We start from the raw sequence: 25,230 nt of genomic DNA on the forward strand, positions 1-25,230 counted from the left end.
GAGCTCGGGGGCTCCGGGCGGCGGGGTCTCGCCGACCGGGACCGGTGGGGGTGGTCGGCGCGGCCCGCCTCGTCCACGGTCCGGGTGAAGATCGCCAGATCCGCGGGGCGGACGCTGGCCGGGGCCTTCGGCGTGCTCTCGCTGGTGGCCTCGCTGGTGCTGTTCGGGCTGATGTGGGCCGAGTTCAACGAGGAGACCACCCGCACCGAACTGGTCGGGGCCCTGTGGTGGCCGCTCTTCGCGGTCGTCCTCGCCGGGGTCGGGCTCCAGACGCTCAGGCTGGTGCTGGTACGGCCTCGCGTGTGGGTGACCGAGGACGAGATCGTCATCTGGGACGCGCTGCTGCTGTGGAAAGTGCTGCGGATACCGCGCGCCGAGATCGCGGCGATCCATTACGGCGTTGAGCCGCGGGGGCGCGAGATCGAGGACGGCGTGCTCCAACTGACGCCGTTCCGGGAAGAACTCAACCTCACCCTGGAGATGCGGGACGCCGTTTCTCTTCCCGCCCGCCGGCTGCGCTGGGGCAACTGGTTCTGGGTCATGCTGACGTTGAAGGATCTGAATCCGCGTACGGGCATGCCGCAGCGGGGGCGGCGAGCCCAGTGGTTGCGCCTTCGGGTGAAGGAACCGCGCAGGGTGGCCGGTGAACTCGACCGCTGGCTCGCGGAGGAGGAGGCACTCCCGGCCCCGGTGTTCTCGCCGGTCGATCACGCCCGTGACGGGGTCGTCCGCACGCACCGGGGCACCGGCGCGGCGCGCGTCAAGATCAAGGGGCAGTTGCCCCATCCGGTGCTGGCCGAGTTCGCGAACGAGGGTCCCGGGACGCTGCGGGCCTGGCTTCGACGCACCGAGTTCGGCCGCGGGACACCGGTCGCGGCGTGCGGCCCCGAAGCACCGTCCGCCATGGTCGTCCTGGACGACCGGCTGGTATCCGGCAAGGCGCTCACGAAGAGGTACCTGCACGTCGAGTCCGAAGGGCCGTGGACGGTCACGATCAGCGGGCCGGAACGCGCCCGCGCGTTCACCGGCTCGGCCACCGGCAGCGGAACCGACGTGCTCGGTTACCAGGGGCCCGCCGGAATCGCCGTCCTGACCTGCCCGGACGGCCAACCCCTCCAGGTCCACCTGCACGGGCCGGACCTCGTCGCGCTCCACGGCTGCGACCCGGTCGTGTCGACCGCCGAGGTCGGCCCGGGATCCGAGCCGAGCCGCAGCACCTTCGCCGTTCCGGCGCAGGCGGTGCTCCAGGTGAGAACCGCAGGGGCGGACTGGCGGATCGACGTCACCCCACTGGACCGGGCCGGTGTGGACGGCCTCGCCCGCGTCCGGCCGTTCGAGCACTCGATAGCCGGTGACCGGACCGCGGTGGTGCGCTACCTGGGCCCGCCGGGACCCGTGCTGTTCCGCAGCGGAGACGCCTTCGGGCTGCTGCAACTCGACGCCGCGCTGACCCCCGTCCGAACGCTCGCCGTTCCGGACGGCGACACGGAAATCCACCTCCGTTCCCGCACACTTCTCCAGGTCACCGGCGGCCACGGCGCCTGGTCCATGGAAGAGACCCATCTCCTCCACGCGCCGCACCCGGCCCCGAAGTAGGGATGCCGGTGCCCGCGGGGTGTCAGGGGGCCAGGCGGAGGACGTCCGTCGCCCGGCTCGCGGCGTCGAGCACCGCGCCGACCAGCTTGTCCCGGGCCTCACCGAAGCGCGAGGTCGGTGCCACGATGCCGACGGCGCCGAAGACGGAACCGTCGTGCGTGAAGAACGGGGAGCCGAGCGCCGTGATGCCGGGGCTGGTGTCGATGTCGACGGCCCAGCCCCGCTCCCGGACCTCCTTGAGCTCTTGCAGCAGGGCCGTGCGGAAGCGCCGCTGGGCGGTCGGGGACGTGCCGGTCGCGCTGCGCTCGATGATCTCGTCCCGCAGCGCGGCATCGGCATGGGCCAGGACGGCCTTGCCCGACGCGCGGTGCGGCTCGTTGCCCGTCAGGCCGACGTAGAGCCCGCTGACGCGCAGCGGCTGCGACCCTTCGACCAGCACTTTCAGGATCACGTTCCGGTCGTCGAGGGTCGACAGGAACGAGGTCTCGGCGGTCGCCCCGGCGAGGTCGCCGACGATGCCCGCGAGCTTGTCGTTGACGTTGAAACCGCGCTGGTAGGACCGGAACAGCGTGCCCACCCCGGCGCCGAGGCGGAGGGTGGCGTCGGCGCGGCGCTCGAGGTAGCCGCGCGCGAGCAGCGTCCGCATCAGGTGGTAGCAGGTGGTGATGTTCAGGCCGAGGCCGGCGGAGACCTGCTGGACGGTCGGCGCGGCCTCGGCGGCGGCCACGTACTCGAGGAAGCTCAGCGCTCGCTCGACCGTCTGCAGAGTCTGGCCGGACTTGCCCGAAGTGCTGTTCACTATTTGAAAGTATCAGGTCGCGGTGCGGGCTCCGGTCCGCCGGAGCGGGGCGTTGAGGCGGTCGGCGAACGCATCGAACGCCCGGACGGGCGGGTAGGCGTCGGGGTCGACGACCACGTCGAGGACGGTGACGCGGCCGGAGTCCAGCGCCTTCCGCAGTGCCGGGGCGACGGCGTCCGGGTGGTCGACCGCGATTCCGGCGGCTCCCACCGCGGACGCGATGGCCGCGTGGTCCACGGGGGCGAACTCGATGCCGGTGGTCGTCTCCCCGAACTTGGCGTTCTCGGCATGCCGCTGTGCGCCGAGCAGCGAGTTGTCGAGCACCACGACGGTCACCGGAAGATCCTCCCGCACCGCGGTCTCCACCTCGGACCAGACGTGCGCGAAGCCTCCGTCGCCGACGACCGCGATGACCCGCCGTCCGGGCGCGGCGATCTTCGCTCCCAGGGCCAGCGGCAGCCCCCAGCCGAGGCCGGCCAGGCCGCGCGGCATGAGGAAGCGCTGGCCCTGCCGCGCCCGGAGGTGGCTCGCGACCCAGAACGAGGAGTAGCTGGCGTCGGTGACCACGATGTCCTCGGGGTCCAGGAGCCGGCCGAGTTCGGCGAAGAGGCGTTCCGGGGCGATGGGGGTCCCGCCGGACTCCAGCAGCGGGGTGACGGCCTCGATGTGCCGCCGGCGGCCGGCGGCGATGGTCGCCTTCAGCTCCGCCGACGTGGCGGCACGGGTGCCGAGATCGGTCTCTGCCAGGGCGGCCGTGAGGTCGCGGAGGGCGGCGCGGGCGTCACCGAGCAGACGCACGGACTCGTAGTTCCGCCCCACTTCGAGCGGGTCGACGTCGATGTGGATGTAGGTGGCGTCGGGGGAGGTCAGCGTCCAGCCCTCGGTGCCGTTCTCGTTCGTCCGGGTGCCGACCAGCAGGACGACGTCGGCGCCGGAGATCAGGTCGAGGTGGAAGTGCGCGGGCCCGCGCTCGCCGGTGACGTTGGCCGCGACGCCGAGTGACAGCGGGCCCGATTCGTCCACGGCGCCCTTGCCCATGTTCGTCGTGACCACGGGCAGGTGCGCGGTCTCCTGGAGCGCGGCGAGCTCGGCCACCGCTCCCGAGCCGTGCACCCCGCCGCCCGCGACGACGAGCGGCGACCGCGCCTGCGCGAGGAGCCGTGCCGCGCGCGTCACCTCGGCGGCGTCCGGCCGGGGACGGTCGAGCGGGAAGGCGCCGAGGTCGGCGGTGCGCGGGAAGCGCGCGGGCACGGCCGGCAGTCCGAGGACGTCCCGGGGGACGAGCAGGACGACCGGTCCGGGCCGTCCGCTGTTGGCCACCGTGAACGCGTGGTCGACGGCGTCCTCGGCACGCGCGGGGTCGTCGATGCGCCGGGTCCACTTGGAGACGCCCGCGAACAGCGCGACGTGGTCCATCTCCTGGAAGGCGTTGCGGTCGCGGTGGGCCGCCGGCACCTCCTGTACGAGCACGAGCATCGGGATGGACGCTTTGAGCGCCTCTCCCATCGGGGCGACGAGGAGGGTGGCGGCGGGTCCGTTCTGGGCGGCCACCACCCCGGTCCGGCCGGAGATCCGGGCGAACCCGTCGGCCATGGCGCCGCCCGCGTTCTCCGTCCGGTACAGGATCTGGCGGATGCCGATGCGCTCGGCGGCGAGCATCAGCTCGGTCGGGTTGCTCTGGCCGAGGATCGTCCCGACTCCGTGACGGGCCAGGGCACCTGCGATGACGTCAGCGACAGTGGTCATGCCCGTACGGTTGCAAATTGTGAACCTCACGTCAAATAATGAATCTTTCACTATTTGCAAAGCTATGCAGATATTGACTTCATTGTGAGGCGGCTCATACCCTCGGAGCGTGACCGGCTCCCTTGGCACGAACGATCTGGAGGTCCCGTGACCATCGACACCGGTGAATCGCAGCTGAGCCCCGTACTCTGCCTGCACTCGCTGTTCCTCGACCCCCGCTCCTTCGAGGGTCTCGTCGCCGCCGGCGCCGGCCGGTTCCGGTTCATCGCACCGGAGTTCCCCGGGCAGGCCGGCCGCCTGGACGAGGCCGACGCGACCGTGACCATGGACCGGTGCACCGATGACGTGCTCGCCCTGGTCGACCGGCTCGGCCTCGCCTCCGTGTCGGCCGTCGGGCAGTCGATGGGCGGCGACGTCGCCGTCCGCATCGCGGCCCGCCGCCCCGGCCTGGTCGACCGGCTCGTGCTGATGGGGTCGTCGGCGGGAGCCGAGACCCCCGAGAACCGCGAACTGTTCGGCGCGTTCGTCGACAGGTTCGAGCGGGAGGGGTTCACCCCGGAGGTCGTCGACTTCGTCAAGGGCATCCTGTTCGCGGCGACCGTCCTCGACGACCCCGGCCGCACCGACATCCACGAGACCTGGACGAGGCGGCTCGGCGAACTCTCCCCCCGGCTCGCGCACGCCGCGCGGGGCGTCGTCGAGCGGGAGAGCGCGCTCGACCTGCTGCCCCGGATCACCGCGCGGACGCTCATCATCTCCGGGACCCAGGACCACGCCCGCCCGCCCGCCTGGTCCGACGAGATGTTCGACGCGATCCCGGACGCCGAACTGTGGCGCATCAAGACCGCGGGCCACAGCCCCTGCCTCGAAGACCCCGGCGCCGTCCTCCCGCGCGTCCTCGACTTCCTCGCCTAGTGCGGGACGGAGAAGCAGACATGACCACTCCCCCCAGGCACGCGGCCGGCTTCCTCGCCCGGCCGCACCGGCTGCTCATCGACGGCGAGTTCGTCGACGCCCTCGACGGGAAGACCTTCGAGACGATCGACCCGGGCACCGGCGCGGTGCTCGGCACCGTGGCGGAGGCGTCCGAACGGGACGTCGACCGCGCCGTGGCCGCGGCCCGCCGGGCCACGGACGGCCCATGGGCGGCCATGTCGCCGAGCGAGCGGGGCCGCATCGTGCACCGCGTCGGCGACCTGATCGCCGAGCACGCCGAGGAACTCGCGGAACTGGAGTCGCTCGACAGCGGGAAGCCGGCGAGCGCGGCGCTCGCCGTCGAGATCCCGCTCGCCGCGGACATGTTCTGGTACATGGCGGGCGCGGCCCGGCGGATCAACGGGACGACAGTCACGCCGTCGGTGCCCTACATGCCGGGCCAGGAGTTCCACGCCTACACGACCCGCGAGCCGGTCGGCGTCGCCGGGCAGATCATCCCGTGGAACGTTCCGATCCTGATGGCCGCGTGGAAGCTCGCCCCGGCCCTCGCCACCGGCAACACCGTCGTCCTGAAACCGGCCGAGCAGACGCCGCTGACCGCCCTGCGGATCGGTGAACTCCTCGCCGAGGCCGGCGTCCCGCCGGGCGTGGTCAACATCGTGCCGGGGTTCGGGGAGCGGGCCGGAGCCCGCCTGGCCGCGCACGACGGCGTCGACAAGATCGCGTTCACCGGTTCGACCGAGGTGGGCCGCGCCATCGTGCGCGCCGCGGCGGGCAACCTCAAGCGGGTGTCGCTGGAGCTCGGCGGCAAGTCGCCGAACATCGTCCTCGACGACGCCGACGCCGACGCCGCCATCGCGGGCGCCGCGCTGGCGATCTTCTACAACCAGGGCGAGGTGTGCTCCGCCGGCAGCCGCCTCTACGTCCACGAATCGCAGTTCGACCGGGTCGTCGAAGGGCTCGCCGAGCACGCGCGGGGCATCCGGGTGGGCTACGGCCTCGACCCGGACACCGAGATGGGGCCGCTGGTGTCGGCGGAGCACTTCGAGCGGGTCGGCCGCTACCTCGACCTCGGCAGGGACTCGGGCGGCCGGACGCTCGCCGGGGGCGGCACGCTGGACCGGCCCGGCTACTACGTCCAGCCCAGCGTGATCGCGCGGCCCGACAGGGACCACCCGATCGTCCGGGAGGAGATCTTCGGCCCGGTCGTCACGGCCCTCCCGTTCAGCGACATCGACGATCTGGCGGCGCAGGCCAACGACACCGTCTACGGCCTCGCGGCCGGGGTGTGGACGCGCGACCTGTCGAAGGCGCACCGGCTGGCCAGACGGCTGAAGGCCGGGACCGTGCACGTGAACACCTACCACGTGTTCGGCTCCGAACTGCCCTTCGGCGGATACAAGCAGAGCGGCTGGGGCCGGGAGAAGGGCGACGAAGTCCTGGAGCAGTACCTGGAGACCAAGTCCGTCGTCGTGGCGCTGTGAATTCCGGGAGTGGACGAACATGACCGACATCCAGACAGTCGCCGGGCCGGTCGATTCCGGTGCGCTCGGCCGGACGCTCGTCCACGAGCACATCTTCGTGCTCGGTGAGGAGTACCGGCAGAACTACCAGCACGACTGGGACGAGGACGAGAAGGTCGAGCAGGCCGTCCGCGACCTGAACGAACTCAAATCCCTCGGCATCGACACCATCATCGACCCCACGGTGCTGGGGCTCGGCCGGTTCATCCCGCGTATCAAGCGCATCGCCGCGCGGACGGACCTGAACATCGTCGTCGCGACCGGCCTCTACACCTTCAACGACCTTCCGCACCAGTTCCTCAGCCGCGGGCCGGGCCTGCTCATCGACATCGAGGAACCGCTGACCGACCTGTTCGTCAGGGACCTGACGCAGGGGATCGGCGACACCGGCGTGCGCGCCGCGACCCTCAAGTGCGCCATCGACGCACAAGGGCTCACGCCCGGCGTGGAGCGCACGATGCGGGCGGTCGCGCGGGCGCTCCGGCAGCGGATCGACACGCTCGTGGGCCTCGTGCGGCGCGGCTACGCGGAGAGCATCGTCGTCTCGCACGACGCGTCCTGCTTCATCGACTTCGTCTCGGTGGAGGAGCGCCCCCAGCTGGGCGAGAAATGGAACTACCGCACCATATCCACGGAGGTCATTCCCGCGTTGCTCAAGGCCGGTGTCACTGAAAGCACCATCGAAACCATTCTCGTGGACAATCCGCGCCGATACTTCGAGGGAGTGAGGGCATGACCGCGACGCAGGGCCGCCCTTCCCTTTCCACCGCCCACTGGCCCGCGGATCCCGACCCCGGCTACTCCGACACCACCATCGGGGACGCCCTGGTCCATGCCGCCGCACAATGGCGGGACCGGACGGCGCTCGTCGAGGGCACCGGCGGGGAGCACGCGCGGCGCTGGACGTTCGGGGAACTGCTGGCGGACTCCGTCCGCGTCGCCCATGCCCTGCTCCGGCGCTTCGAGCCCGGTGAGCGCCTGGCGGTGTGGGCTGGAAACGAGCCGGAATGGGTTCAGCTCGAATTCGGCGCCGCGCTCGCGGGATTGACCCTCGTCACGGTGAATCCCGCCTTCCGGCAGGCGGAGCTGTCGTACGTGCTGAAGCAGTCCCGCGCCGCGGGCATCGTCGTCCAGCGGCGGTACCGGTCCGCCGACCTGCTGCCGATGGCCGAGGCCGCACGGGACGGCGCGCGGTTGCGCGAGGTGATCCCCCTCGACGCCCTGGAGGCGCTCCGGGCCGCGGAGAGCAGCGCACGGGACGGCCTTCCGCAGGTCGCGCCGGACGACCCCGCCCAGATCCAGTACACCTCGGGGACCACCGGACGGCCGAAGGGGGCGCTGCTCAGCCACCGCGGGCTCGTCGCCAACGGGCGGCGGTACGCGACCGTCATCGGCGCCGGACCGGACGACACCTGGGTCAATCCGATGCCGCTGTTCCACACCGCGGGCTGCGGCCTGGTGACGCTCGGCGCCCTCCAGACCGGCGGCCGCCACGTGCTCCCCGCCGGGTTCGACGCCGACCTCATGCTGGACCTGTTCGAGGCCGAGCGGGGCTCCGTCATGCTGAGCGTGCCGACCATGCTGATCCGCATGCTCGAACGGCAGGCGGACCGGCCGCGCGACGTGTCGACCTGGCGGCTCGCCACGCTCGGCGGCGCGCCCGTGCCGCTCGACCTGGTCCTGCGCGCCCAGCGGGACCTCGGCGTCGAGGTCGGCATCGGGTACGGCCAGACCGAGGCGTCGCCGTACATCACGCACACCGCCGCCGGTGAGCGGGATCCGGAGGCGCTGAGCACCGTGGGACGGCCGCTGCCCGGAACCGAGGTCAAGATCGTCCGGCCTGATTCGGGGGAGGTGGCCGCGGTCGGCGAGATCGGGGAGATCTGCACGCGCGGGGTCTGCGTGATGACCGGGTACTTCGACGACGCCGCGGCCACCGCCGGGGCCGTCGACGCCGCCGGCTGGCTGCACACCGGCGACCTCGGGACCATGGACGCGGGCGGATTCGTCCGCGTCGAGGGCCGGCTCAAGGACATGATCATCCGCGGTGGCGAGAACATCTTCCCGCGCGAGATCGAGGACGTCCTCTACACCCACCCCGGCATCAGCCTGGTGACGGTGGTCGGGCTGCCGGACGCCGAATGGGGCGAGACCGTCGCAGCGTTCGTGGTGCCGGCCGGCGGAGCGCGGCTCACCGAGGACGAGCTCGGCGCCTTCTGCCGCGCCCGGCTGGCCTCCTACAAGGTCCCGCGCAGCTGGCACTTCCGGAGCGAGCTGCCGCAGACCGCGTCCGGGAAGATCCAGAAGGTGGTCCTCCGGGAGACCTACCTCGCGGGCCTCCCCGCGGATTAGGTTGTGGCGGCGGGCGGCGAGCGGCACGATCTTGCCCGGCGACCGGAGCAGGGAGGCGCGGCGGTGGGAGACATCGGATGGCTCGGCCGGACGGTCCTGATCGTGGTGGGCACCGTGGCCGCGGCCGGGGCCGTAACGGCGCTGCTCCTGGCTTCGACTGATTCGTCCGGACCGGCGGAGGATGCGGCCGAGCGCCGCGCCGGGGCGCGGACGCTGCCCGGCAACACCCCCGCGCAGCTCGCCGTCGTCCGTGCCTGCATGGTCGGTGACCCTCTTGTCACGGCGCCGATCGAGGACGATCCGGTGAACACATTCCGGCTGACCGGGCCGGGGACGAGCGTGTCCGACTTCCGGGTGCTGGCCGAGTCCGTCCGCGATTCGCGAGGGCGGACGGTCCTGCTCGGCAGCGGGACGGCGTACCGGCTGTGCATGCTCGACCGGTCCGGCAAGCCGACGACGAACGACCGGGCTCCCAACCAGTCCGCCCACGTCTGGGGTGTCCCACTGACGATCGTCCCCGACCACGTGCTCTACGACGACACGGGCGGCGGTGATCTGCGATTCGACGATCCCGGCTCCAAGGACGGCTGGGAGCTGCACGTCGCCGGGCGGGTCATACCGGGTGGCACGCGCATCACCTTCACTGGCCCGGACGGCAAGTCGGCTGAGGCTCCGGTGACCGATCGGTTCTTCGTCCTCAGGAGGAGCGGCGGCGGTGCGAGCGGCCCCTTGCCCGGCAGTCAGATGGTTCCGGTGACGGTCAAGCTCTACAACGGCGACCGGGTCGTGAAGGAGTACTCCACTCAGGTGGACTCGGCCATCATGGCGTAGCCCGGTCGGCCCGAAACGTCCGGCGGTAAGTGTCCGGGGGCACGCCGACCGTGCGGTTGAAGTGCCGGCGCAGTGTCGTCGCCGTGCCCATGCCGGTGCGGGACGCGATGGCGTCGATGCCGTCGTCGGTCTTCTCCAGGAGTTCCTGCGCGTGGCGGATCCGCTGGGTCAGCAGCCATTGCAGCGGAGTGGTACCGGTGACCGCCTGGAACCGGCGGCCCAGGTGGCGTGGGCTCATCCCCGCCTGGCGGGCCAGGTCGTCCACGGTCAGCGGCTGGTCGAGCCGTTCGATGATCCAGGGGAACAGCGCGGCGAGGGGGTGGTCGTCGCGGGCGGGCACCGGGGCGGCGACGAACTGGGCCTGGCCGCCGGCGCGGTGCGGCGGGACGACCAGGCGGCGGGCGACGGTGTTGGCGACCGACGAGCCGTGGTCGAGGCGGACGATGTGCAGGCACAGGTCCATGGCGGCGGCCTTCCCGGCGGACGTGAGCACGCTGCCGTTGTCCACGTAGAGGACGTCCGGGTCGACGTCCACCTTCGGGTAGCGGGCCGCGAGTGCCTCGGTGTGCGCCCAGTGCGTGGTGGCGCGCCTCCCGTCCAGCAGGCCGGCGGCGGCCAGCACGAACGCGCCCGTGCAGAGGGAGACCACGCGCGCACCCGCCTCGTGCGCGGCGCGGACCGCGTCCACCAGGTCGGCGGGCGGGTCCTCGTCGACGTCGGCCAGGCTCGGGACGATCACGGTGCCGGCGTCCCGGAGCCGGTCGAGCCCGAGGTCGGGGTCCACCCGGAACGGGCCGACCCGGACGGCGATCGAGCCGCACACGGTGACGTCGTACCAGGGGACGGTCACGGCGGCCGGCGGGTCGGCGAAGACCTCGTAGGCCAGGGACAGCTCGAAGTGCAGCATCCCGTCGGTGACGGCCAGCGCGACAGTACGCATGTCCGGAATTGTACGGGTCGTGGCGTTCCAGACACTCGCGGGCGCCGCCCCGCCACCGAAGAATGGTCGCCATCAGGTCGATCAGGACAGGGAGAGCCCATGCAGAAGGTGGCGGTGTTCGGCGCGTACGGGCACACCGGGCGGTTCGTGGTGGCGGAGCTGCGGGAGCGCGGGTTCGTCCCGGTCCTGTCCGGGCGCGACGCCGGGAAGCTCGCCCTCCTGGCGTCCGAGACCGGCTTCGAGGCCCGGCCGGCGTCGGTGGACGATCCGGCCTCGCTCGACCGGGCGCTGGACGGCGCGGCGGCGGTGATCAACGCTGCCGGGCCGTTCGCCGCCACGGCCGCCCCGGTCATCGAGGCCGCGCTGCGCGCCGGGATCCCCTATGTCGACGTGGCCGCCGAGATCGAGGCCAACGCCGACACGTTCGCGCGGTTCGGCGGCCGTGCCCGCGCCGCCGGAGCGGTGGTCGTCCCGGCGATGGCCTTCTTCGGGGGCCTCGGCGACCTGCTGGCCACCGCGGCGATGGGCGACTGGACGGCGGCCGACGAGGCGCACATCGCCTACGGGCTGAGCAGCTGGCACCCGACCGAGGGGACGCGCGCCTCCGGCGACGTGTCACGGGAGCGGCGGGACGGCCGGCGCGTCCGCTACGCGAACGGGCGGCTGGAGTACCGCACCGACGCCCCGCCCACCCTGAAGTGGTCTTTTCCGGAGCCGATGGGCGTCCGGGAGGTCATCGGGGAGTTCACGATGGCCGACGTGATCACCATTCCCAGCCACCTCCCCATCCCCGAGGTGCGCACCTACATGGCGGCCGAGGCGGCCGCGGACCTCTCCTCGCCGGACACCCCGGCACCCGCTGCGGCGGACGAGCACGGGCGCTCCGCGCAGACCTTCCTCGTGGACGTCGTCGTGCGCGCGGGCGGTGCCGAACGGCGCGCCGCGGCCGGCGGCCGGGACATCTACGCCATCACCGCGCCACTCGCCGTGGAGGCGGTCGGCCGCATCCTCACCGGACGGACGAAGGCCACCGGAGTCGCCTCCGCGGGCGAGATCTTCGAGGCCGCCGATTTCCTCAGCGCCCTGTCCCCGCACATCACTCTCGAACTGCACCGATAAGGCCCGGCACCTCTCAGGTGACCAGGCCGCGGCGGTAGGCGTAGACGACCGCCTGGACGCGGTCGCGCAGGTCCAGCTTGGTGAGGATGCGCGAGACGTACGTCTTGACCGTCTCCTGGCTGATCACCAGCGTCGCGGCGATCTCGCTGTTGGACCGTCCGTCGGCGATGAGGCGCAGCACCTCCAGCTCGCGCGGGGTCAGCGCGGTCTCGGGCGCGGTGCCCTCGGTCGGACGGATCCGGGCCGCGAACTTGCCGACGAGCTGCCGGGTCACCTCGGGGGCCAGCAGCGCGGCGCCCGTCGCGACGGTGCGGATGCCGTGCAGCAGCTGCGCCGGCGGGGCGTCCTTCAGCAGGAACCCGCTGGCGCCCGCGCGCAGCGCCTCGTACACGTACTCGTCGAGGTTGAACGTCGTCACCACGAGCACCTTGACGGGGTCGGGCACCCCGGCACCGGCCAGCAGGCGGGTGGCCTCGATGCCGTCGAGCACCGGCATCCGGACGTCCATGACCACCATGTCCGGTTTCAGGCGGCCGGCGAGGTCGACGGCGGCGCGGCCGTCGCCGCACTCGCCCACCACCTCCAGGTCGGGCTGCGCGTCGATGATCGTCGCGAACCCGGTGCGGATCAGCGCCTGGTCGTCGCAGACCAGCACCCGGACCGGCTCGGTCACGACGCGCTCTCCGCCGGGATGCGGGCCCGGACCGTGAAGCCGCCGTCCGCCCGCGCGTCCGCGCTGAACTCGCCGCCCAGCGTCTCGACCCGCTCGCCGAGGCCGGTGAGCCCCCGCCCGCCGCCGCCGGGCGAACCGGACCGCGAGCCGGAGCCGTCGTTCCCGACCTCCACGGTGATCTCCCCTTCGCCGTAGTGCACCCGGACCTCGGTGCGGCTGCCGTGAGCGTACTTGAGCACGTTCGTCAGGGCCTCCTGAACCACCCGGTAGGTAGTGAACTCGGCATTACCGGTAGATCTCGCCGGTTGCCCCTCCTCGGTGAACTCGACCGGCTGCCCGGCCCGGCGCGTCTGCTCGACGAGCGTGCCGAGGTCGTCGACGGACGGCGTCCTGAACTCCCCGCCGTGGTCGGGGTTGAGCACGTCGAGGAGGTGCCGCAGGTCGGTGATGGCGCTCCGGCCGGTGTCGGTGATGGCGCTCAGCGTCTCGTCGAGCCGCTCGGGGGCGGCGGTCAGATAGCGGGCGGCCTCGGCCTGGACGACCATCGCCGTCACATGGTGGGTCACGACGTCGTGGAGTTCGCGGGCGATGCGGGCGCGTTCGGCGGCGCGGGTGTCGGCGGCGACGCGGAGGCGGCGCTCGGCCTCGGCTGCGCGCGTGGAGCGCAGCCATGCGCCCACGCCCCAGATGAGGGCCAGCGCCAGGTAGAACGTCACGTACTCGTCCGGCCGCTCGCCGCCGCCGTTCCGGTCGATGGCGACCGCCAGCACCGCGTACGCCGCGGTGACGACGACGATGGCGGTGCGGCGGAACCGGTCCAGGTGGGCGCCGATGCTCAGCACCGCGATGGCCAGCCCGGTGCCCGCGAACGTGTGGTAGCCGCGGAGCTGGTCGATCGCGAAGCCGATCACCACGAGGGCGAGGCACACGTCCGGCCAGCGGCGGCGCACCACGAGGGGGAGGCTCTGCAGGACGACCGCGACGATCGCCAGCGCGTCGTAGGGCCGGTCCGGGACGCCGCCGACCTGGGTTCCGAGGCCGTGCAGCGCCGGGATGAGCGACCCGACCGCCAGCAGCAGCGCAAGGGGCAGATCCCGGACCATGGCGTCCCATCGGCGCCACATGTCCGGGATCGTCCGGAGATCGATCACTGGGCGAGGCTAGCGGGCGCGGCGGCGCGGGCGCGACGCCGCCGGGGGACCAGGGTGCCGCGCCGGTGGGCCAGCCACAGGAAGGCGGCCGTCGCCACGATGCCGAACGCGACCGAGTACAGGCTCGCTTCCGGGCCGAACTCGCCACCGGTGACCAGCTCGGAGCCGGAGGTCGCACCGTTCAGCAGCGCGTCGGGGGTGTCGACGCCGGAGACCGTGGTGCCGAAGATGCCGGCGCCGGCGAAGTTCCAGGCGAAGTGCAGGCCGATCGGCACCCACAGGGTCCGGGTCGCGGCGTAGGCGGCGGCGAGCATGCCGCCCGCCTCGATCGCGATGGCGAGGGCGCCCCACACGGTGGCGTTCTCGTTGCCCAGGTGCATCAGGCCGAACACCAGGCCGGTCAGCGCCAGCGACCACCAGGTGCCGATGTACCTCTCGACGATGCGGAACAGGACGCCGCGGAAGAGCAGCTCCTCCGTCACGGCGGCGGCGGCCATGAAACCGATCAGCGCGACCGGGCCCGTCGCCGAGCCGAAGCCGTCGACCTCGTAGTCACCGAGGAAGGCGAGGTTGGCGATGACGGCGCCGAACATCGCCAGGCCGATCAGCGCGCCGCGGCCGAGGGCGGGGAGCGCGCCCTCGCGGGCCAGCTCGTCCACCGGGCGGTGCTCGGTCCGGCCGACCACGAAGGCGTACACGAGCAGCGCCAGCACGGCGGACGCGAGCCCGAGGCCCAACGTGGGAAGGGTGTCCCACTTGACCGCCTGGGTGGCGGCGCCGCCGGCGGCGGCGACCGCCCCGACCGCCAGGAGCTGGATCAGCAGCTTCATGTCGACTCCTTCGCGAGATCCCCGCGGCATGGGCGCCGCGGCCAGGAAGAACGCTATGGATCACGCGATTCGGAATCTTCACCGTGCGGTGGACACTCTCCGGTAGCTCGCACGGGGGACAGGCCCCCCGTACGGGCCATGCCGTCAGGCGGGCTGCGGCTCGCGGGCCGGTGCCCGCCGGTTCCTGATCGGCCGCGTCACCTGCTTGGCCACGCACGCGGGCACGCCCCTCCCGGTCTCCACCGGACCCTCCGCCCGGCGGCGGTAGGCGCTGGGCGGCATGCCGACCAGCTCGGTGAAGCGGGTGCTGAACGTGCCCAGCGACGAGCACCCGACCGCGAAGCAGACGTCGGTGACGCTGAGGTCGCCGCGGCGGAGCAGCGCCGCGGCGCGCTCGATGCGCCGCGTCATCAGGTAGGCGTACACCGACTCGCCGTACGCCTGCCGGAACTGGCGGCTCAGGTGCCCGGCGGACATGTGCACGCCGCGGGCGAGCGCCTCGACGTTCAGCGGCTGCGCGTACTCCCGGTCGATCCGGTCGCGGACGCGCCGCAGCCGCGCCAGTTCGTCCAGGCGCTGCGCCTCGGTGCGGGCGCGCCCCCACTCGGGGTGGCACATGGCGGGACTCCCTCAGCCGATCTCTTGGATGCGGACCATGTTCCCGGCGGGGTCGCGGAAGGCGCAGTCGCGGATGCCGTAGGGCTGCTCCGTCGGCTCCTGGACGACCTCGACGTCGTGGGCCTGCACCTTCTCGAACGTGGCGTCGAGGTTCCGGGTGGCGAGCAGGATCCAGCCGTAGGTGCCCTTGGCCATCATCTCGGAGATCACGCGGCGCTCGTCGTCGGTGACCCCGGGGTCGGCGAACGGCGGCGCCAGCAGGATGGACGTGTCGGGCTGCCCGGCGGGACCGACCGTGATCCAGCGCATCTTGCCCTGCCCGACGTCGCTGCGGACCTCGAATTCGAGGACGTCGCGGTAGAAGGCGACGGACTCGTCCGGGTCGTCGTGCGGCAGGAAGCTGGTGTGAATGGTGATGTCCATGCAGATCAGGCTAGGCGCGCGACCGCGACCCGCGCTTCTCGATTCCTGACCGATCCGGCGGGGCCCGCCTGACGGCCGGTTTGCGGGGCTTTGTGGGAGTTCTGGCTTTAGGCTTTCCGCCGTGACCTCTGGGGAGATGGTGATCGACGGCCGCTTCGAGCTGCGCGGACGGCTCGGCAGCGGCGGGATGGGCACGGTCTGGCGCGCGTTCGACCTCGCCCTGGAGCGCGAGGTCGCGCTGAAGGAGGTGCGGCTCGCCGACGCCGGCACCGGCGACCTGGACCCGGACTTCGCGCGGATGATGCGCGAGCGGGTGATGCGCGAGGCCCGCGCCCTCGCCCGGCTCGACCACCCCAACGTGGTGACCATCCACCACATCGTGGACTCCCCCGACATGCCGCATCCGTGGCTGGTGATGGAACTCGTCCGCGGGGGGTCCCTCCAGGACCGGCTGGCGCAGGGGCCGCTGTCGCCTCCCGAGGCGGCCGCCGTCGGGCGCGGGCTCCTCTCGGCGCTGCGGGCGGCGCACGAGGCGGGCATCTGCCACCGCGACGTCAAACCCGCGAACGTCCTGCTGCGGGCGGACGGGACGCCGGTCCTCACCGACTTCGGCATCGCGGTGCTGCAGGAGGCGTCCCGCGTCACCGTCACCGGCGGGCTCGTCGGCTCGCCGGAGTACATCGCGCCGGAGCGGCTGCACGGGCACGAGGGCGACCCGGCGTCCGACCTCTGGTCGCTCGGCCTGCTGCTCTACGTGGCCGTGGAGGGGACGAACCCGCTGCGCCGCCCGACGACGGCGGCGACCCTGGCCGCCGTCATGACCGCGCCGGTCCCGCCGCCGCACCGCGCCGGGCCGCTGGCGCCGGTCCTGCAGGCGCTGCTGGCGCGGGATCCGGCCGCCCGCCCCAGGGCCGACCAGGTGGACCACATGCTCGCCCAGGCCGCCGGCCAAGGTGCGACGTCCTTCGGCCCGCCGCCTCCGCCTCTCATCGCGATGCCCGGCCCCGGGACGAACGCGCCGCCGCCTCCACTGCCGACCACCCACCCCGGACGTCCGCGTCAACGCCGCTCCCCCCTGGCCGCGGCCGTTCTCGCCGTGGTGACCGGGGGCGCGGCGATCCTTCTCGCGACGGTCCTCCTGGTCATTCCGGCGTTGATGGACGACGACGAGCCGGAGGGGACCGGCACTCCGTTCGACGCCGCGTCCTCGTCATCCTCGTCGGACGGCCGCACCGGAGCGAAGGGGAGCGACGGCGGCGAAAAGGTCACGTCACTGCTCACCCCCGTCGCCGTCCGCGCCGTCATCGCGAAGTTCGAGGAGGCGTCCGGCAGCAGGGAGTTCGCCGCGTTCACCGTGTACGAGAAGCACGCGTCCGCCGACGCCCCGGTGGCGGGACGGCGCGGCGCCTTCGACAACTACACCTACGAGCGCGGGGCGGACGCGGCCGTCCGGAACCGTCCCAGCATCGCCATCACGACCGGTGACGCCAAGGTGAACCTCCGCGCCTTCAACTGGGACGCCCTGCCGACGCTGATGACCCGCGCGGCGCGCACGCTGAGAGTGCCCAAGCCGACCAACAGGTACGTCATCGTGAAGGCGTCCTGGACGTTCAACGGCGACCAGCCGACCATGCTCGTCTACCTCACCGACGACTACGGCGGCGGCTACCTGGCGGTGAACACGAAGGGCAAGGTCATCAAGACCGTCCCCTCCGCCTCCTAGCCCCGGCCGCTCAGCGGCGGGGGCGGCGGAGCAGGTACGGCTTCACTCGGCCCAGGCCCTGGAGGGGGCGGGGCCGCAGGGACGAGGTGTCGTAGTCGCTCTTCGGAAGGGCGGCGGCCAGGGCCGGGCCCACCAGGACCGTTCCCGGGTAGGCGGTGGAGGTCAGGCGGGCGGCCATGTTGACCGGGGTGCCGAAGACGTCGCCCAGGCGCTGGATCACCTCGCCGTAGGCCAGTCCGACGCGGATCTTGGGGGAGGCCGGGTCCGCGTTGAAGCGCTCCGCGATGCGCAGGCCGATCTCGGCGGCGGCGGACGGGGTCGGCGCGACGAACAGGACCTCGTCGCCGAGGGTCTTGACGATCCGGCCGCCGGCCTCGGCGACGATCTCGGCGGCGGTCGACTCGAAGCGCTCGATGAAGGCGGCCAGGGCATCGCTGTCGAGGCGGCTGCTCAGCCGGGTGAAGGAGACGATGTCGGCGAAGCCGACCGCGAGGTGGGCGAGCCCGGCGGCGGGGTCGGCGTGGGCGGTGGCCGTGCTGGCGGCGGCGCGCATGCCGGCGGCGGTGAGCTGGCGGCGCCAGCCGTGCAGGAGGAGGCGCTCGAACGCCGGGCGCAGCTCCTCGGTGGCCAGCAGCGCGGCGGTGACGGCGTCGGCGGTGAGCGGCTCGTCCGACGGCAGCTCGCCGAGCCGGGCCAGCCAGACGTCGCCGAGCCAGCTCGCGAGGCGGCCCATCGTCTGGCCGACGGCGCGGGCCAGCTGGAGGACCATCTCCTCGTCCACCATGGCGTGGGAGAGCAGGTCCTTGATCTCGCGGAGCGCGGCGACGTCGCCGTCGGTGAAGGCGACCTCGTCGTCGGGCGGAGCCGGGAAGCCGAGGGCCTGCCAGATGCGGCGCGCGTAGTCGTCCGTGACGCCCGAGAGGGCCTCGACCTCCTTGCGCGTGTAGCGCAGGGGGCCGCCGAGGAGGGTCCCCTCGATGTCGTCCGCCATGGCCGCAACCTTATGTGTCATCGATCGATGTCACAATGGGGCCGGAGTAAGATCGCGGGAACATGGCCGAGTACCGAATCGACGAGCTGGCGCGGCTGGCCGGAAGCACCGTCCGCAACATCCGCGCCTACCAGGACCGGGGGCTGCTGCCGCCGCCGCGTCTGGAGGGCCGCGTCGGCCTGTACGACGACTCGCACCTCGCGCGGCTCCGGCTGATCGGCCAGCTGCTCGGCCGCGGCTACACGTTCGCGATCATCAAGGACCTGCTGTCGGCCTGGGAGACGGGCAAGGACGTCGGCGAGGTGCTCGGGCTGGAGAAGGTCCTGACCGACCCCTGGTCGGACGAGATCCCCGGCACGACGACCTACGAGGAGCTCGTCGAGATCTTCGGTACCGGCCTCGACGAGGACGAGATCGTCCGCATCCAGCGGCGGACCGTCGAGCTGGGCCTGATCGAGCCGGACGGCGAGAAGTTCCGGGTGCCGAGCCCGCGGCTGCTCCATGTGGGGGCCGAACTGGTCGCGGCGGGGATCCCGCTGGACTCGGTGCTCGACATCGCCGCCGAGATCCGCGACGACTGCGACGTGATCGCCGGGCGGTTCGTCAACCTCGTCCAGGAGCACGTCTTCGACCGGCTGGAGGCGCAGCCCGTCCCGGACGGCGACGATGTCGCGGAGGTCGCCGCCGTCGTCCGCCGGATGCGGCCGCTGGTGAAGATGGTCGTCGAGCCGTTCATCGCGCGGGCGATGGAGACCCGCGTCCAGGCGGCGCTCGGCGAGCGCCTCGAGATGCTCCGGGACCGGCCCGCGGGCGACTGACCGGCCGCGGGCGGCGGGCCGTCACAGCAGCGTGGCACCCCAGACGACCGTCACCTGGTGGGGCGCGCCCTCGGAGTCGGTGAACGTGAGCGTCCCCTGGCCGGGCAGGCCGATGATCGCCGTGCGGAGGGTGAGCGTCAGGTTCGTCGTGCCGCCGTCGGACATGCCGCCCTGCATCTCCGAGAGGATCAGCTGGTTCGTCGACGTCATCGCCGTCCAGGAGACCGGACCGCCGCTGGCGGCGAGGCTGACGTGCGCGGTCTTCGTCCCGTACATCTCGACCTTGGCGGGGTTCACCACGAGGACGCCCGGCTTCGCGGGCGGGTCGGTCGGCTGCGACGGCGTCGCCGACGGGCTCGTGGAATGCCCCGAATCCTTCTGGTCGGTCGGCTTGGACGCGGGCGGCTGCGCGGGACGGGCCTGCGGCCCCCCGCCCGTCCCCTGCGTCGGCCGCCCGCCGCCGCCGGTGCCGGCCGACGGGGACTCCTGGGTGATCGACGGCTGCGGCTGCGTCCGGAACGGCGGCCAGGACAGCGTGCCGCCGCCGATCCCGGGGCCCATCACCAGCACCGCGATGACGGCCGCGACCAGCGCGCCCGCCATGCCGCCGCCGGTGAACAGCCAGCGCCGGGTGAACGGCGACGGCACGTCCGGCTGGCTCGGCAGGCCGGACGGGGTGAGCGCGCCGCCCCGCGCCGCGATGTCGGTCCGGTAGCCGGCCAGCTCCGGATCGGTGGCGGTGTGCATGACCCGGTGCCGCAGCGCGGCCGGCAGCACGGGCGCGGGAGCGCGGCGCAGCAGCGCGCCGGGGGACACCCGGCCGCGCCGCAGGCAGTCGAGGCAGTCGGCGACGTGCCGTTCGGTCTCCGGGTCGGCGGGGGAGACCTCGCCCCGCCGCCGCAGCAGCCGCGCCAGCCCCCCGCCCGGACGGGCCGGGACGGCCGGCGCGGGCTCGTCTCGCACCGGTCCCCGGGCGGCGAGCACGGCGACCGCGGTCGGCTCGGGCTCGGACCCGGTCGCGGCCGGTCCGGCGGCGCACGCCCGCTCGGTGCCGCGGATCACCTGCTGGAGCGCGGCCTCCAGTTCGGCGCGCCCCCGGCGCACCCGCATCGCGGCCCGCCGCGGCGACAGGCCGAGCGCCGCCCCGAGCCGGGCGGGGCGCAGCCCGTGCCGGAACGCCAGGACCATGACCTCCTGGTCGACGGGTTCCAGCCGGGACAGGCAGGCGCGGAGCAGGCCGTGCAGCTCGTCCGGGGGCGGCCATTCGAGGCCGAGCCCGTCGTCGTCGGCACGGTCCACGAACGGTGCGTCGGAGAACTCGCCGTCCCGGTCCCAGAACAGCACCTTCGCGCGGCCCCGCCGGACGCAGCGGCGCCGGGCCGCCCCGTACAGCCACGAGCCGAGATGCAGGTGGTCGCGCAACCGCGGGGCGCGGCGGGACGCGTCGATGAACGTGTCGTGGACGATGTCGGCGGCGAGCTTCTCGTCCCCCGTCATCGACGATGCGTAATCGTAGAGACGCTCGGCGTACTCGTCGTAGAGCGCGGCGAGAGCGGCCTCGTCGCCTTCGTTCAGCCCCCTGACCAGGTCACGGTCGGCCGAGTGTGCGGAGGTGGACAACCTGGGCATTCACGCTCCCGGCAGCGGCATGAGGGGTCCGCCCCCACGAGGGTCATCCGGACAATCAGCCCACCTTGCATACACCCGCGGACCCCATCTGCACCACATCATCTCCCGAAATCCACCATTAAGGTAACACCCGGGTGAGATATCGCCTCTCTCCGTGACCACGCGTCCCGTGACTCCGGGTCAGAATCCCGTCAGCCGACCTGCCTGACCTCCAGGTCACCGTCCGCGTACCGGCGCCTGAGCACCTTCTTGTCGAACTTTCCCACACTCGTCTTCGGAACCTCGGTGATGAACGACCAGCGCTCGGGGAGCTGCCATTTCGGGATCCGGTCGGACAGGAACTCGCGCAGCTCCTCCGGCGCGACCTCGGCGCCCTCCCGCAGCACGACCGAGGCGAGCGGACGCTCCTGCCACCGGTCGTCGGGGACGCCGACCACGGCCGCCTCCACGATGTCCGGGTGCGCCATCAGATGGTTCTCCAGCTCGACCGAGGAGATCCATTCGCCGCCCGACTTGATGACGTCCTTCGCTCGGTCGGTGAGGACGAGGTAGCCGTCCGCCGACAGCGTCCCCACGTCGCCCGTCCGCAGCCAGCCGTCGTGGAACTTGCCGGGGTCCTCGTCGAGGTAGTAGGCGCCGGTGATCCACGGCCCGCGGATCTCGGCCTCCCCCACCGCCTCGCCGTCGCTGGCGAGCACCCGGTCGCCGTCCCCGACGATCCGCATCTCCAGGCCCGCGAGGACGCGGCCCTGGCTGACCCGCGCCCGCCAGGCGTCCTCCTCGGAGGCGTTCACCGGCGGGTGCGCCACCGACGCGACCGGCGACGTCTCCGTCATCCCCCACGCCTGGACGATCCGGACGCCGATCTCGTCGAACCCGCGCATCAGCGCCTCCGGCACCGCCGACCCGCCGCACGGCACGAGCCGCAGCGAGCTCAGGTCGGACCCGTGCTCCTTGGTGTACCGCAGGACGTCCGACCAGATCGTGGGCACCGCCCCGGCGACCGTCGGGCGCTCCGCCTCGATCAGCCGGACGAGCGGCTCGGCCTGCAGGAACCGGTCCGGCATGACCAGCGACGCGCCCGCCATGACGGCCGCGTAGGGCATGCCCCAGGCGTTCGCGTGGAACATCGGCACCACCGGCAGCACGATGTCGGACGCGCTCAGCCCGATCGCGTTGCCCGTGCACGTCGCCATCGAGTGCAGGTACGCCGACCGGTGCGAGTAGACGACGCCCTTCGGGTTCCCGGTCGTGCCGCTCGTGTAGCACATGGCCGCCGCCGACCGCTCGTCGATCTCCGGCCACTCGAACTCCGCCGGCGCCGCGGCCAGCAGCTCCTCGTACCGGTGCAGCTCCTTGCCCGCGCCCTCCAGCGGCGCCGTGTCCCCGTCCCCCACCACGACCACGTGCCGGACGGTCGTGAACTGCGGCAGCACCGGCGCCAGCAGCGGGATCAGCGACCCGTCGACCAGGACGATCCGGTCCTCGGCGTGGTTCGCGATGTAGACGAGCTGGTCGGGGAAGAGCCGCAGGTTGAGGGTGTGCAGCACCGCCCCCATCGACGGGACCGCGAGGTAGGCCTCCAGGTGCTCGGCGTTGTTCCACATGAACGTGGCTACGCGCTGGTCGCCGTCCACGCCGAGGCCGCGCAGCGCCCCCGCCAGCCGGGCGGCGCGCTCACCGACCTCCGCGTAGGTCCGGCGCCGGGCACCGTCCCCCGTCCAGGTGGACACTTCGGCATCGCCGAAGACCCCCGCGCCATAGCGCATGATCGTCGTAATCGTCAGCGGAAAGTCCTGCATGGTACTGAACACGGCGCCTCCTGCCAGAACGGCTCCCCATCGGGATTTTCGCAGTGTTCGCCCAGGGGGGCCATCCCCCGGGCCTCCGCTTCTGGATCTTCAGTACACCTCGCGGAGGCGGGTCATGCCCCGCGAAACGGTGGATTTGACCGTGCCCACGCTCACTCCGAGGGCCTCGGCTATTTCGCGTTCGGACATGTCCTCGTAATAGCGGAGCATGACGGCGAGGCGCTGGCGCTCGGGGAGGCGGTCGAGGGCGCGGCCGAGGGCGTCGTGCATCTCGCTGCGGTCGGTGTGGTCCTCGACGGGGCGGTCCGGGACCCGGTCGGTGGGGTAGACCTCGAGTCTGCGGCGCCGCCACCAGGAGATCTGCGTATTGACCATGGCGCGGCGGACGTAGCCGTCCACGGCGGCGCGGTCCTCGATGCGGTCCCAGGCGACGTAGGTCTTGGCGAGGGCGGACTGCAGCAGGTCCTCGGCCTCGGTGCGGTCGCCGGCCAGCCGGGCCGCCGTGCGCAGCAGGACGGGCCTGCGTTCGGCCACGTACGCACCGAACTCCTCGTGCCGCGTCGCGTTCACAACATCACCGGACCACGGGGTCGGGGAGTCGGCACCGGACCGCTCCCGGGGTATGGTCGACGATCGCAGGAAGATCGTAATTTCGGGCCTACATAAATCACATATCCGGGTCAACCAGTTCATAATCTTCATCCCAGGTAGATCAGACCTCCACCGTCGGTTGACTTATCGCGACAAATCCATCGACAGGCGAGGTCACGGCACGTGAGCCTATGACTCACCGTCTTCCCGTCCGCGCCCAGAGTGATCAATGCCGGAGTGCCGCCATGCCGTCGCCCAGCCGTGAAGCGCGCCGCCGCCGGCGCGCCGCCGTGTTCGGGGCGTCCCCCGCGTCCCCCGGCCCCGCGCAGGCGCGCCCGCCGCTGCGCGCCGTCTGCGGGATCGTGCTGGACGCCAGCCCGCACCTGCTGGTGCTCGCCGCGGGCGGCACGGAGGTGCGGCTCGCAATGAGCGGGGACACCCGGGTCTGGCACGGCGGGCGCGGGGGCCTCGCCGCGCTCCGGCCGGGCCGCCCGGTGGTCGTGCGGCGGGGCGAGCGCGGCGTCGCCGAGCGGGTCTGGGTCGACATCGGACGCGTGGCCGGCACGATTCTGGCGTACGAGCGGGACACCGTGGAGGTGGACATGGGCGCTCACCGCGGGCGCGCCCGTGTGGTGATCCCCCCGCACGCCTTCGGCCGGATCCTGGTCCGGCACCCGCGCCTGGAGCCCGGCTACCTGATCGACGTGATCTGCGTCGGGTCGCCGGACGGGCCGCGCGCGGTGCGTCCCGGCACGTCCCAGCCCGGCTACCGGGCCGACGACCTCGCCGCGCCGGAGGCGACCGCGCCCGTGCCGGAGGTGCTGCGCGGGACCGCGACCTGGTTCGGGGACGCCTGCGGTGAGGCACCGGACGGGGCGGCCTACCCGGCGGTCGACTCCGAGGGGGCCGCCGGGGGATGCGCGGACGCCCCGTCCGGGTGCGTCCCGTTCCCGTACCTGTCGCTGGGCGGCGAGATCACCGTCCACAACGAGTGCGGCGGCCGGGCCGCGACCGTGCCGGTGGTCGAGTGCGGCTGCACGGCGGCCCGGTTCTGCGACCGGTGCGTGGAGTGCGGCGCGTCCCCGCGCGGGCGGATCGTCGAGTTGACGCCCGCCGCGTTCGCCGGGCTCGGCGGCGACCTCGAGGCGGGCTGCTTCAACGCGTCCGTCCGCCCGGACATGCCGGTGGAGGGGCCATGATGACGGCGTTCCAGAACACCCAGGTGCTGCTGCTCGCGGCGGTGCTGCTGGCCGCGTGCCTGGCGAAGCTGACGGTCCGGGAGCGGGCGGCGGACGCGCCCGACCACGTGCACGGCGTGCCGGTGCCGGCGGGGCTCGCGCGGCTGACGGCGGTGCGCCGCAGCCGCGGCATGACGGTCGGGATGGGGCTCGGCGAAGGCGTCCTCGGGCTGGCGCTGCTGGTCACCTCGCACCTGTCGGTGCGGCTCGCGACGACGGTCGCGTTCGCGGCGGCGACCTGGGTCGTCGGCGAACTGCGGGTGCACCGGCCGGACGCCGGGTGCGGCTGCTTCGGCGGCCTCAGCGGCAAGAAGGTCGGGCGGCGCAGCGTGCTGCGCGCCCTGCTGTTCACCGGCGCGGGGATCGCCTCCCTGGGCGCGCCGCTCACGGGCGTGGACGTGCTGCGGGACGTGCAGGTCCAGGTCGGCCTGGTGTTCGCGATGGAGGTCGCCCTGCTCGCGGTGCTGTCACCGGAGCTGGCGGAACTGCTGGAGCGCCGGAGGACGCCCGCCGGTCTGCCCGCCGAGCGGCGGCTCAGCCCGATGGCGGAGACGTACGCGACGCTCTACGAGAGCGAGGCGTGGGCGGCGCACGAGAACGCGATCGCGAGCGCCGTCCCGCTGGACGTGTGGCGAGAGGGCGGCTGGCGCTTCGTGGCCTTCGCCGCCCGGATGGACGACCGGGACGTGGAGGTCGTGTTCGCCGTGTCCACCGCCGACCGCGACCGAACCGTCCGATCGGGCATCGCGCTACCCGAAACGCCTGCCGCCGTCGAGCACCCCATCGGACATGCCCGCGCCCGGCTGCGTTGACCTGCGGCGTGTTGTTGTTATGAGGCGCCTCATAACAACAACACGCCGCAGGTCAACGAAGTGGTGGGGCGGGGCGGGGC

General features: G+C 72.8%; 23 protein-coding genes. 11 read left to right on the forward strand and 12 right to left on the reverse strand.

Going from position 1 to position 25,230, the window contains the following annotated elements; all coding sequences use genetic code 11:
• Positions 1–1,596: hypothetical protein (locus E1284_RS41640; RefSeq protein WP_165965372.1), on the forward strand; the 1,596-nt coding region annotated here is incomplete at its 5' end.
• 22 nt (positions 1,597–1,618) lie between these two features.
• Here the strand turns inward: E1284_RS41640 and E1284_RS22155 are convergent.
• Both E1284_RS22155 and E1284_RS22160 read right to left on the reverse strand, forming a co-directional pair.
• The gene (locus E1284_RS22155; protein WP_131941929.1) at positions 1,619–2,395 is read right to left on the reverse strand and encodes an IclR family transcriptional regulator; all 777 of its coding nucleotides are present in this window, start codon (positions 2,393–2,395) and stop codon (positions 1,619–1,621) included.
• A gap of 12 nt (positions 2,396–2,407) precedes the next feature.
• Entirely contained in the window at positions 2,408–4,141 is a 1,734-nt protein-coding gene (locus tag E1284_RS22160) for an acetolactate synthase catalytic subunit (RefSeq protein WP_131941931.1), read from the reverse strand.
• 147 nt (positions 4,142–4,288) lie between these two features.
• Here E1284_RS22160 and E1284_RS22165 point away from each other — a divergent pair, with 147 nt between their 5' ends.
• The 5 genes from E1284_RS22165 (at position 4,289) to E1284_RS22185 (ending at position 9,783) form a co-directional block, all read left to right on the forward strand.
• The gene (locus E1284_RS22165) at positions 4,289–5,056 is read left to right on the forward strand and encodes an alpha/beta fold hydrolase (RefSeq protein WP_165965373.1); all 768 of its coding nucleotides are present in this window, start codon (positions 4,289–4,291) and stop codon (positions 5,054–5,056) included.
• Between the two features lie 20 nt (positions 5,057–5,076).
• Complete coding sequence (locus E1284_RS22170; protein ID WP_131941935.1) at positions 5,077–6,561, forward strand: aldehyde dehydrogenase family protein; 1,485 nt, start codon at positions 5,077–5,079, stop codon at positions 6,559–6,561.
• A gap of 19 nt (positions 6,562–6,580) precedes the next feature.
• Positions 6,581–7,336 (forward strand): phosphotriesterase family protein, encoded by a 756-nt coding sequence (locus tag E1284_RS22175; RefSeq protein WP_131941937.1) that lies wholly within the window; start codon positions 6,581–6,583, stop codon positions 7,334–7,336.
• Entirely contained in the window at positions 7,333–8,952 is a 1,620-nt protein-coding gene (locus E1284_RS22180) for an AMP-binding protein (RefSeq protein WP_131941939.1), read from the forward strand. The genes E1284_RS22175 and E1284_RS22180 overlap by 4 nt, the downstream gene beginning before the upstream one ends.
• Positions 8,953–9,015: 63 nt before the next feature.
• Positions 9,016–9,783 carry a hypothetical protein gene (locus E1284_RS22185; protein ID WP_131941941.1) on the forward strand — a complete coding sequence of 256 codons (768 nt, stop codon included), beginning with the start codon at positions 9,016–9,018 and terminating at the stop codon, positions 9,781–9,783.
• Here the strand turns inward: E1284_RS22185 and E1284_RS22190 are convergent.
• The gene (locus E1284_RS22190; protein WP_131941943.1) at positions 9,773–10,723 is read right to left on the reverse strand and encodes a helix-turn-helix domain-containing protein; all 951 of its coding nucleotides are present in this window, start codon (positions 10,721–10,723) and stop codon (positions 9,773–9,775) included. The genes E1284_RS22185 and E1284_RS22190 overlap by 11 nt on opposite strands.
• A gap of 99 nt (positions 10,724–10,822) precedes the next feature.
• On the opposite strand from E1284_RS22190, the gene E1284_RS22195 reads away from it, so the two are divergent.
• Positions 10,823–11,842, forward strand: a complete 1,020-nt coding sequence (locus E1284_RS22195; protein WP_131941945.1) for a saccharopine dehydrogenase NADP-binding domain-containing protein — start codon at positions 10,823–10,825, stop codon at positions 11,840–11,842.
• A gap of 13 nt (positions 11,843–11,855) precedes the next feature.
• Here the strand turns inward: E1284_RS22195 and E1284_RS22200 are convergent, their stop codons facing one another.
• From E1284_RS22200 to E1284_RS22220, 5 genes are all read right to left on the reverse strand, one after another.
• On the reverse strand, positions 11,856–12,515 hold the full coding sequence (locus tag E1284_RS22200; protein WP_131941947.1) for a response regulator: 660 nt from the start codon (positions 12,513–12,515) through the stop codon (positions 11,856–11,858).
• Positions 12,512–13,666 (reverse strand): sensor histidine kinase, encoded by a 1,155-nt coding sequence (locus E1284_RS22205; RefSeq protein ID WP_131941949.1) that lies wholly within the window; start codon positions 13,664–13,666, stop codon positions 12,512–12,514. Before E1284_RS22205 ends, E1284_RS22200 begins: the two co-directional genes overlap by 4 nt.
• Complete coding sequence (locus E1284_RS22210; RefSeq protein ID WP_131941951.1) at positions 13,663–14,496, reverse strand: CPBP family intramembrane glutamic endopeptidase; 834 nt, start codon at positions 14,494–14,496, stop codon at positions 13,663–13,665. The genes E1284_RS22205 and E1284_RS22210 overlap by 4 nt, the downstream gene beginning before the upstream one ends.
• A gap of 144 nt (positions 14,497–14,640) precedes the next feature.
• Positions 14,641–15,114: a helix-turn-helix transcriptional regulator gene (locus E1284_RS22215; protein ID WP_131941953.1), complete on the reverse strand. Its 474-nt coding sequence runs from the start codon at positions 15,112–15,114 to the stop codon at positions 14,641–14,643.
• Between the two features lie 12 nt (positions 15,115–15,126).
• On the reverse strand, positions 15,127–15,537 hold the full coding sequence (locus E1284_RS22220) for a VOC family protein (RefSeq protein WP_131941955.1): 411 nt from the start codon (positions 15,535–15,537) through the stop codon (positions 15,127–15,129).
• 121 nt (positions 15,538–15,658) lie between these two features.
• Between E1284_RS22220 and E1284_RS22225 the strand changes: the two genes are divergently transcribed.
• The gene (locus E1284_RS22225; RefSeq protein ID WP_243714665.1) at positions 15,659–17,260 is read left to right on the forward strand and encodes a serine/threonine-protein kinase; all 1,602 of its coding nucleotides are present in this window, start codon (positions 15,659–15,661) and stop codon (positions 17,258–17,260) included.
• A gap of 10 nt (positions 17,261–17,270) precedes the next feature.
• Here E1284_RS22225 and E1284_RS22230 read toward each other — a convergent pair whose 3' ends face one another.
• Complete coding sequence (locus tag E1284_RS22230) at positions 17,271–18,251, reverse strand: adenylate/guanylate cyclase domain-containing protein (RefSeq protein ID WP_131941957.1); 981 nt, start codon at positions 18,249–18,251, stop codon at positions 17,271–17,273.
• 62 nt (positions 18,252–18,313) lie between these two features.
• Between E1284_RS22230 and E1284_RS22235 the strand changes: the two genes are divergently transcribed.
• Entirely contained in the window at positions 18,314–19,069 is a 756-nt protein-coding gene (locus E1284_RS22235; protein ID WP_131941959.1) for a MerR family transcriptional regulator, read from the forward strand.
• A 21-nt stretch (positions 19,070–19,090) separates the two neighbouring features.
• Here E1284_RS22235 and E1284_RS22240 read toward each other — a convergent pair whose 3' ends face one another.
• From E1284_RS22240 to E1284_RS22250, 3 genes are all read right to left on the reverse strand, one after another.
• A complete protein-coding gene (locus tag E1284_RS22240) occupies positions 19,091–20,698 on the reverse strand; it encodes a sigma-70 family RNA polymerase sigma factor (protein ID WP_131941961.1) in 1,608 nt (535 codons plus the stop codon).
• A 191-nt stretch (positions 20,699–20,889) separates the two neighbouring features.
• Positions 20,890–22,512, reverse strand: a complete 1,623-nt coding sequence (locus tag E1284_RS22245) for a long-chain fatty acid--CoA ligase (RefSeq protein WP_131941963.1) — start codon at positions 22,510–22,512, stop codon at positions 20,890–20,892.
• An 87-nt stretch (positions 22,513–22,599) separates the two neighbouring features.
• Positions 22,600–23,079 carry a SigE family RNA polymerase sigma factor gene (locus E1284_RS22250; protein WP_243714666.1) on the reverse strand — a complete coding sequence of 160 codons (480 nt, stop codon included), beginning with the start codon at positions 23,077–23,079 and terminating at the stop codon, positions 22,600–22,602.
• Positions 23,080–23,345: 266 nt separating this feature from the next.
• On the opposite strand from E1284_RS22250, the gene E1284_RS22255 reads away from it, so the two are divergent.
• Both E1284_RS22255 and E1284_RS22260 read left to right on the forward strand, forming a co-directional pair.
• Complete coding sequence (locus E1284_RS22255; protein ID WP_131941967.1) at positions 23,346–24,299, forward strand: hypothetical protein; 954 nt, start codon at positions 23,346–23,348, stop codon at positions 24,297–24,299.
• Positions 24,296–25,150 carry a MauE/DoxX family redox-associated membrane protein gene (locus E1284_RS22260; protein ID WP_207923883.1) on the forward strand — a complete coding sequence of 285 codons (855 nt, stop codon included), beginning with the start codon at positions 24,296–24,298 and terminating at the stop codon, positions 25,148–25,150. Before E1284_RS22255 ends, E1284_RS22260 begins: the two co-directional genes overlap by 4 nt.
• Positions 25,151–25,230 lie beyond the last annotated feature (80 nt).

Source organism: Actinomadura bangladeshensis (assembly GCF_004348335.1).
In the GTDB taxonomy this organism is placed as follows: domain Bacteria; phylum Actinomycetota; class Actinomycetes; order Streptosporangiales; family Streptosporangiaceae; genus Spirillospora; species Spirillospora bangladeshensis.

Bases quoted from the DNA above. Each gene is read 5' to 3' on its own strand.
- E1284_RS22160 (WP_131941931.1), bottom strand. From the start codon at position 4,141: ATGACCACTGTCGCTGACGTCATCGCAGGTGCCCTGGCCCGTCACGGA.
- E1284_RS22170 (WP_131941935.1), top strand. From the start codon at position 5,077: ATGACCACTCCCCCCAGGCACGCGGCCGGCTTCCTCGCCCGGCCGCAC.
- E1284_RS22175 (WP_131941937.1), top strand. From the start codon at position 6,581: ATGACCGACATCCAGACAGTCGCCGGGCCGGTCGATTCCGGTGCGCTC.
- E1284_RS22180 (WP_131941939.1), top strand. From the start codon at position 7,333: ATGACCGCGACGCAGGGCCGCCCTTCCCTTTCCACCGCCCACTGGCCC.
- E1284_RS22190 (WP_131941943.1), bottom strand. From the start codon at position 10,723: ATGCGTACTGTCGCGCTGGCCGTCACCGACGGGATGCTGCACTTCGAG.
- E1284_RS22195 (WP_131941945.1), top strand. From the start codon at position 10,823: ATGCAGAAGGTGGCGGTGTTCGGCGCGTACGGGCACACCGGGCGGTTC.
- E1284_RS22210 (WP_131941951.1), bottom strand. From the start codon at position 14,496: ATGAAGCTGCTGATCCAGCTCCTGGCGGTCGGGGCGGTCGCCGCCGCC.
- E1284_RS22215 (WP_131941953.1), bottom strand. From the start codon at position 15,114: ATGTGCCACCCCGAGTGGGGGCGCGCCCGCACCGAGGCGCAGCGCCTG.
- E1284_RS22220 (WP_131941955.1), bottom strand. From the start codon at position 15,537: ATGGACATCACCATTCACACCAGCTTCCTGCCGCACGACGACCCGGAC.
- E1284_RS22230 (WP_131941957.1), bottom strand. From the start codon at position 18,251: ATGGCGGACGACATCGAGGGGACCCTCCTCGGCGGCCCCCTGCGCTAC.
- E1284_RS22235 (WP_131941959.1), top strand. From the start codon at position 18,314: ATGGCCGAGTACCGAATCGACGAGCTGGCGCGGCTGGCCGGAAGCACC.
- E1284_RS22240 (WP_131941961.1), bottom strand. From the start codon at position 20,698: ATGCCCAGGTTGTCCACCTCCGCACACTCGGCCGACCGTGACCTGGTC.
- E1284_RS22255 (WP_131941967.1), top strand. From the start codon at position 23,346: ATGCCGTCGCCCAGCCGTGAAGCGCGCCGCCGCCGGCGCGCCGCCGTG.
- E1284_RS22260 (WP_207923883.1), top strand. From the start codon at position 24,296: ATGATGACGGCGTTCCAGAACACCCAGGTGCTGCTGCTCGCGGCGGTG.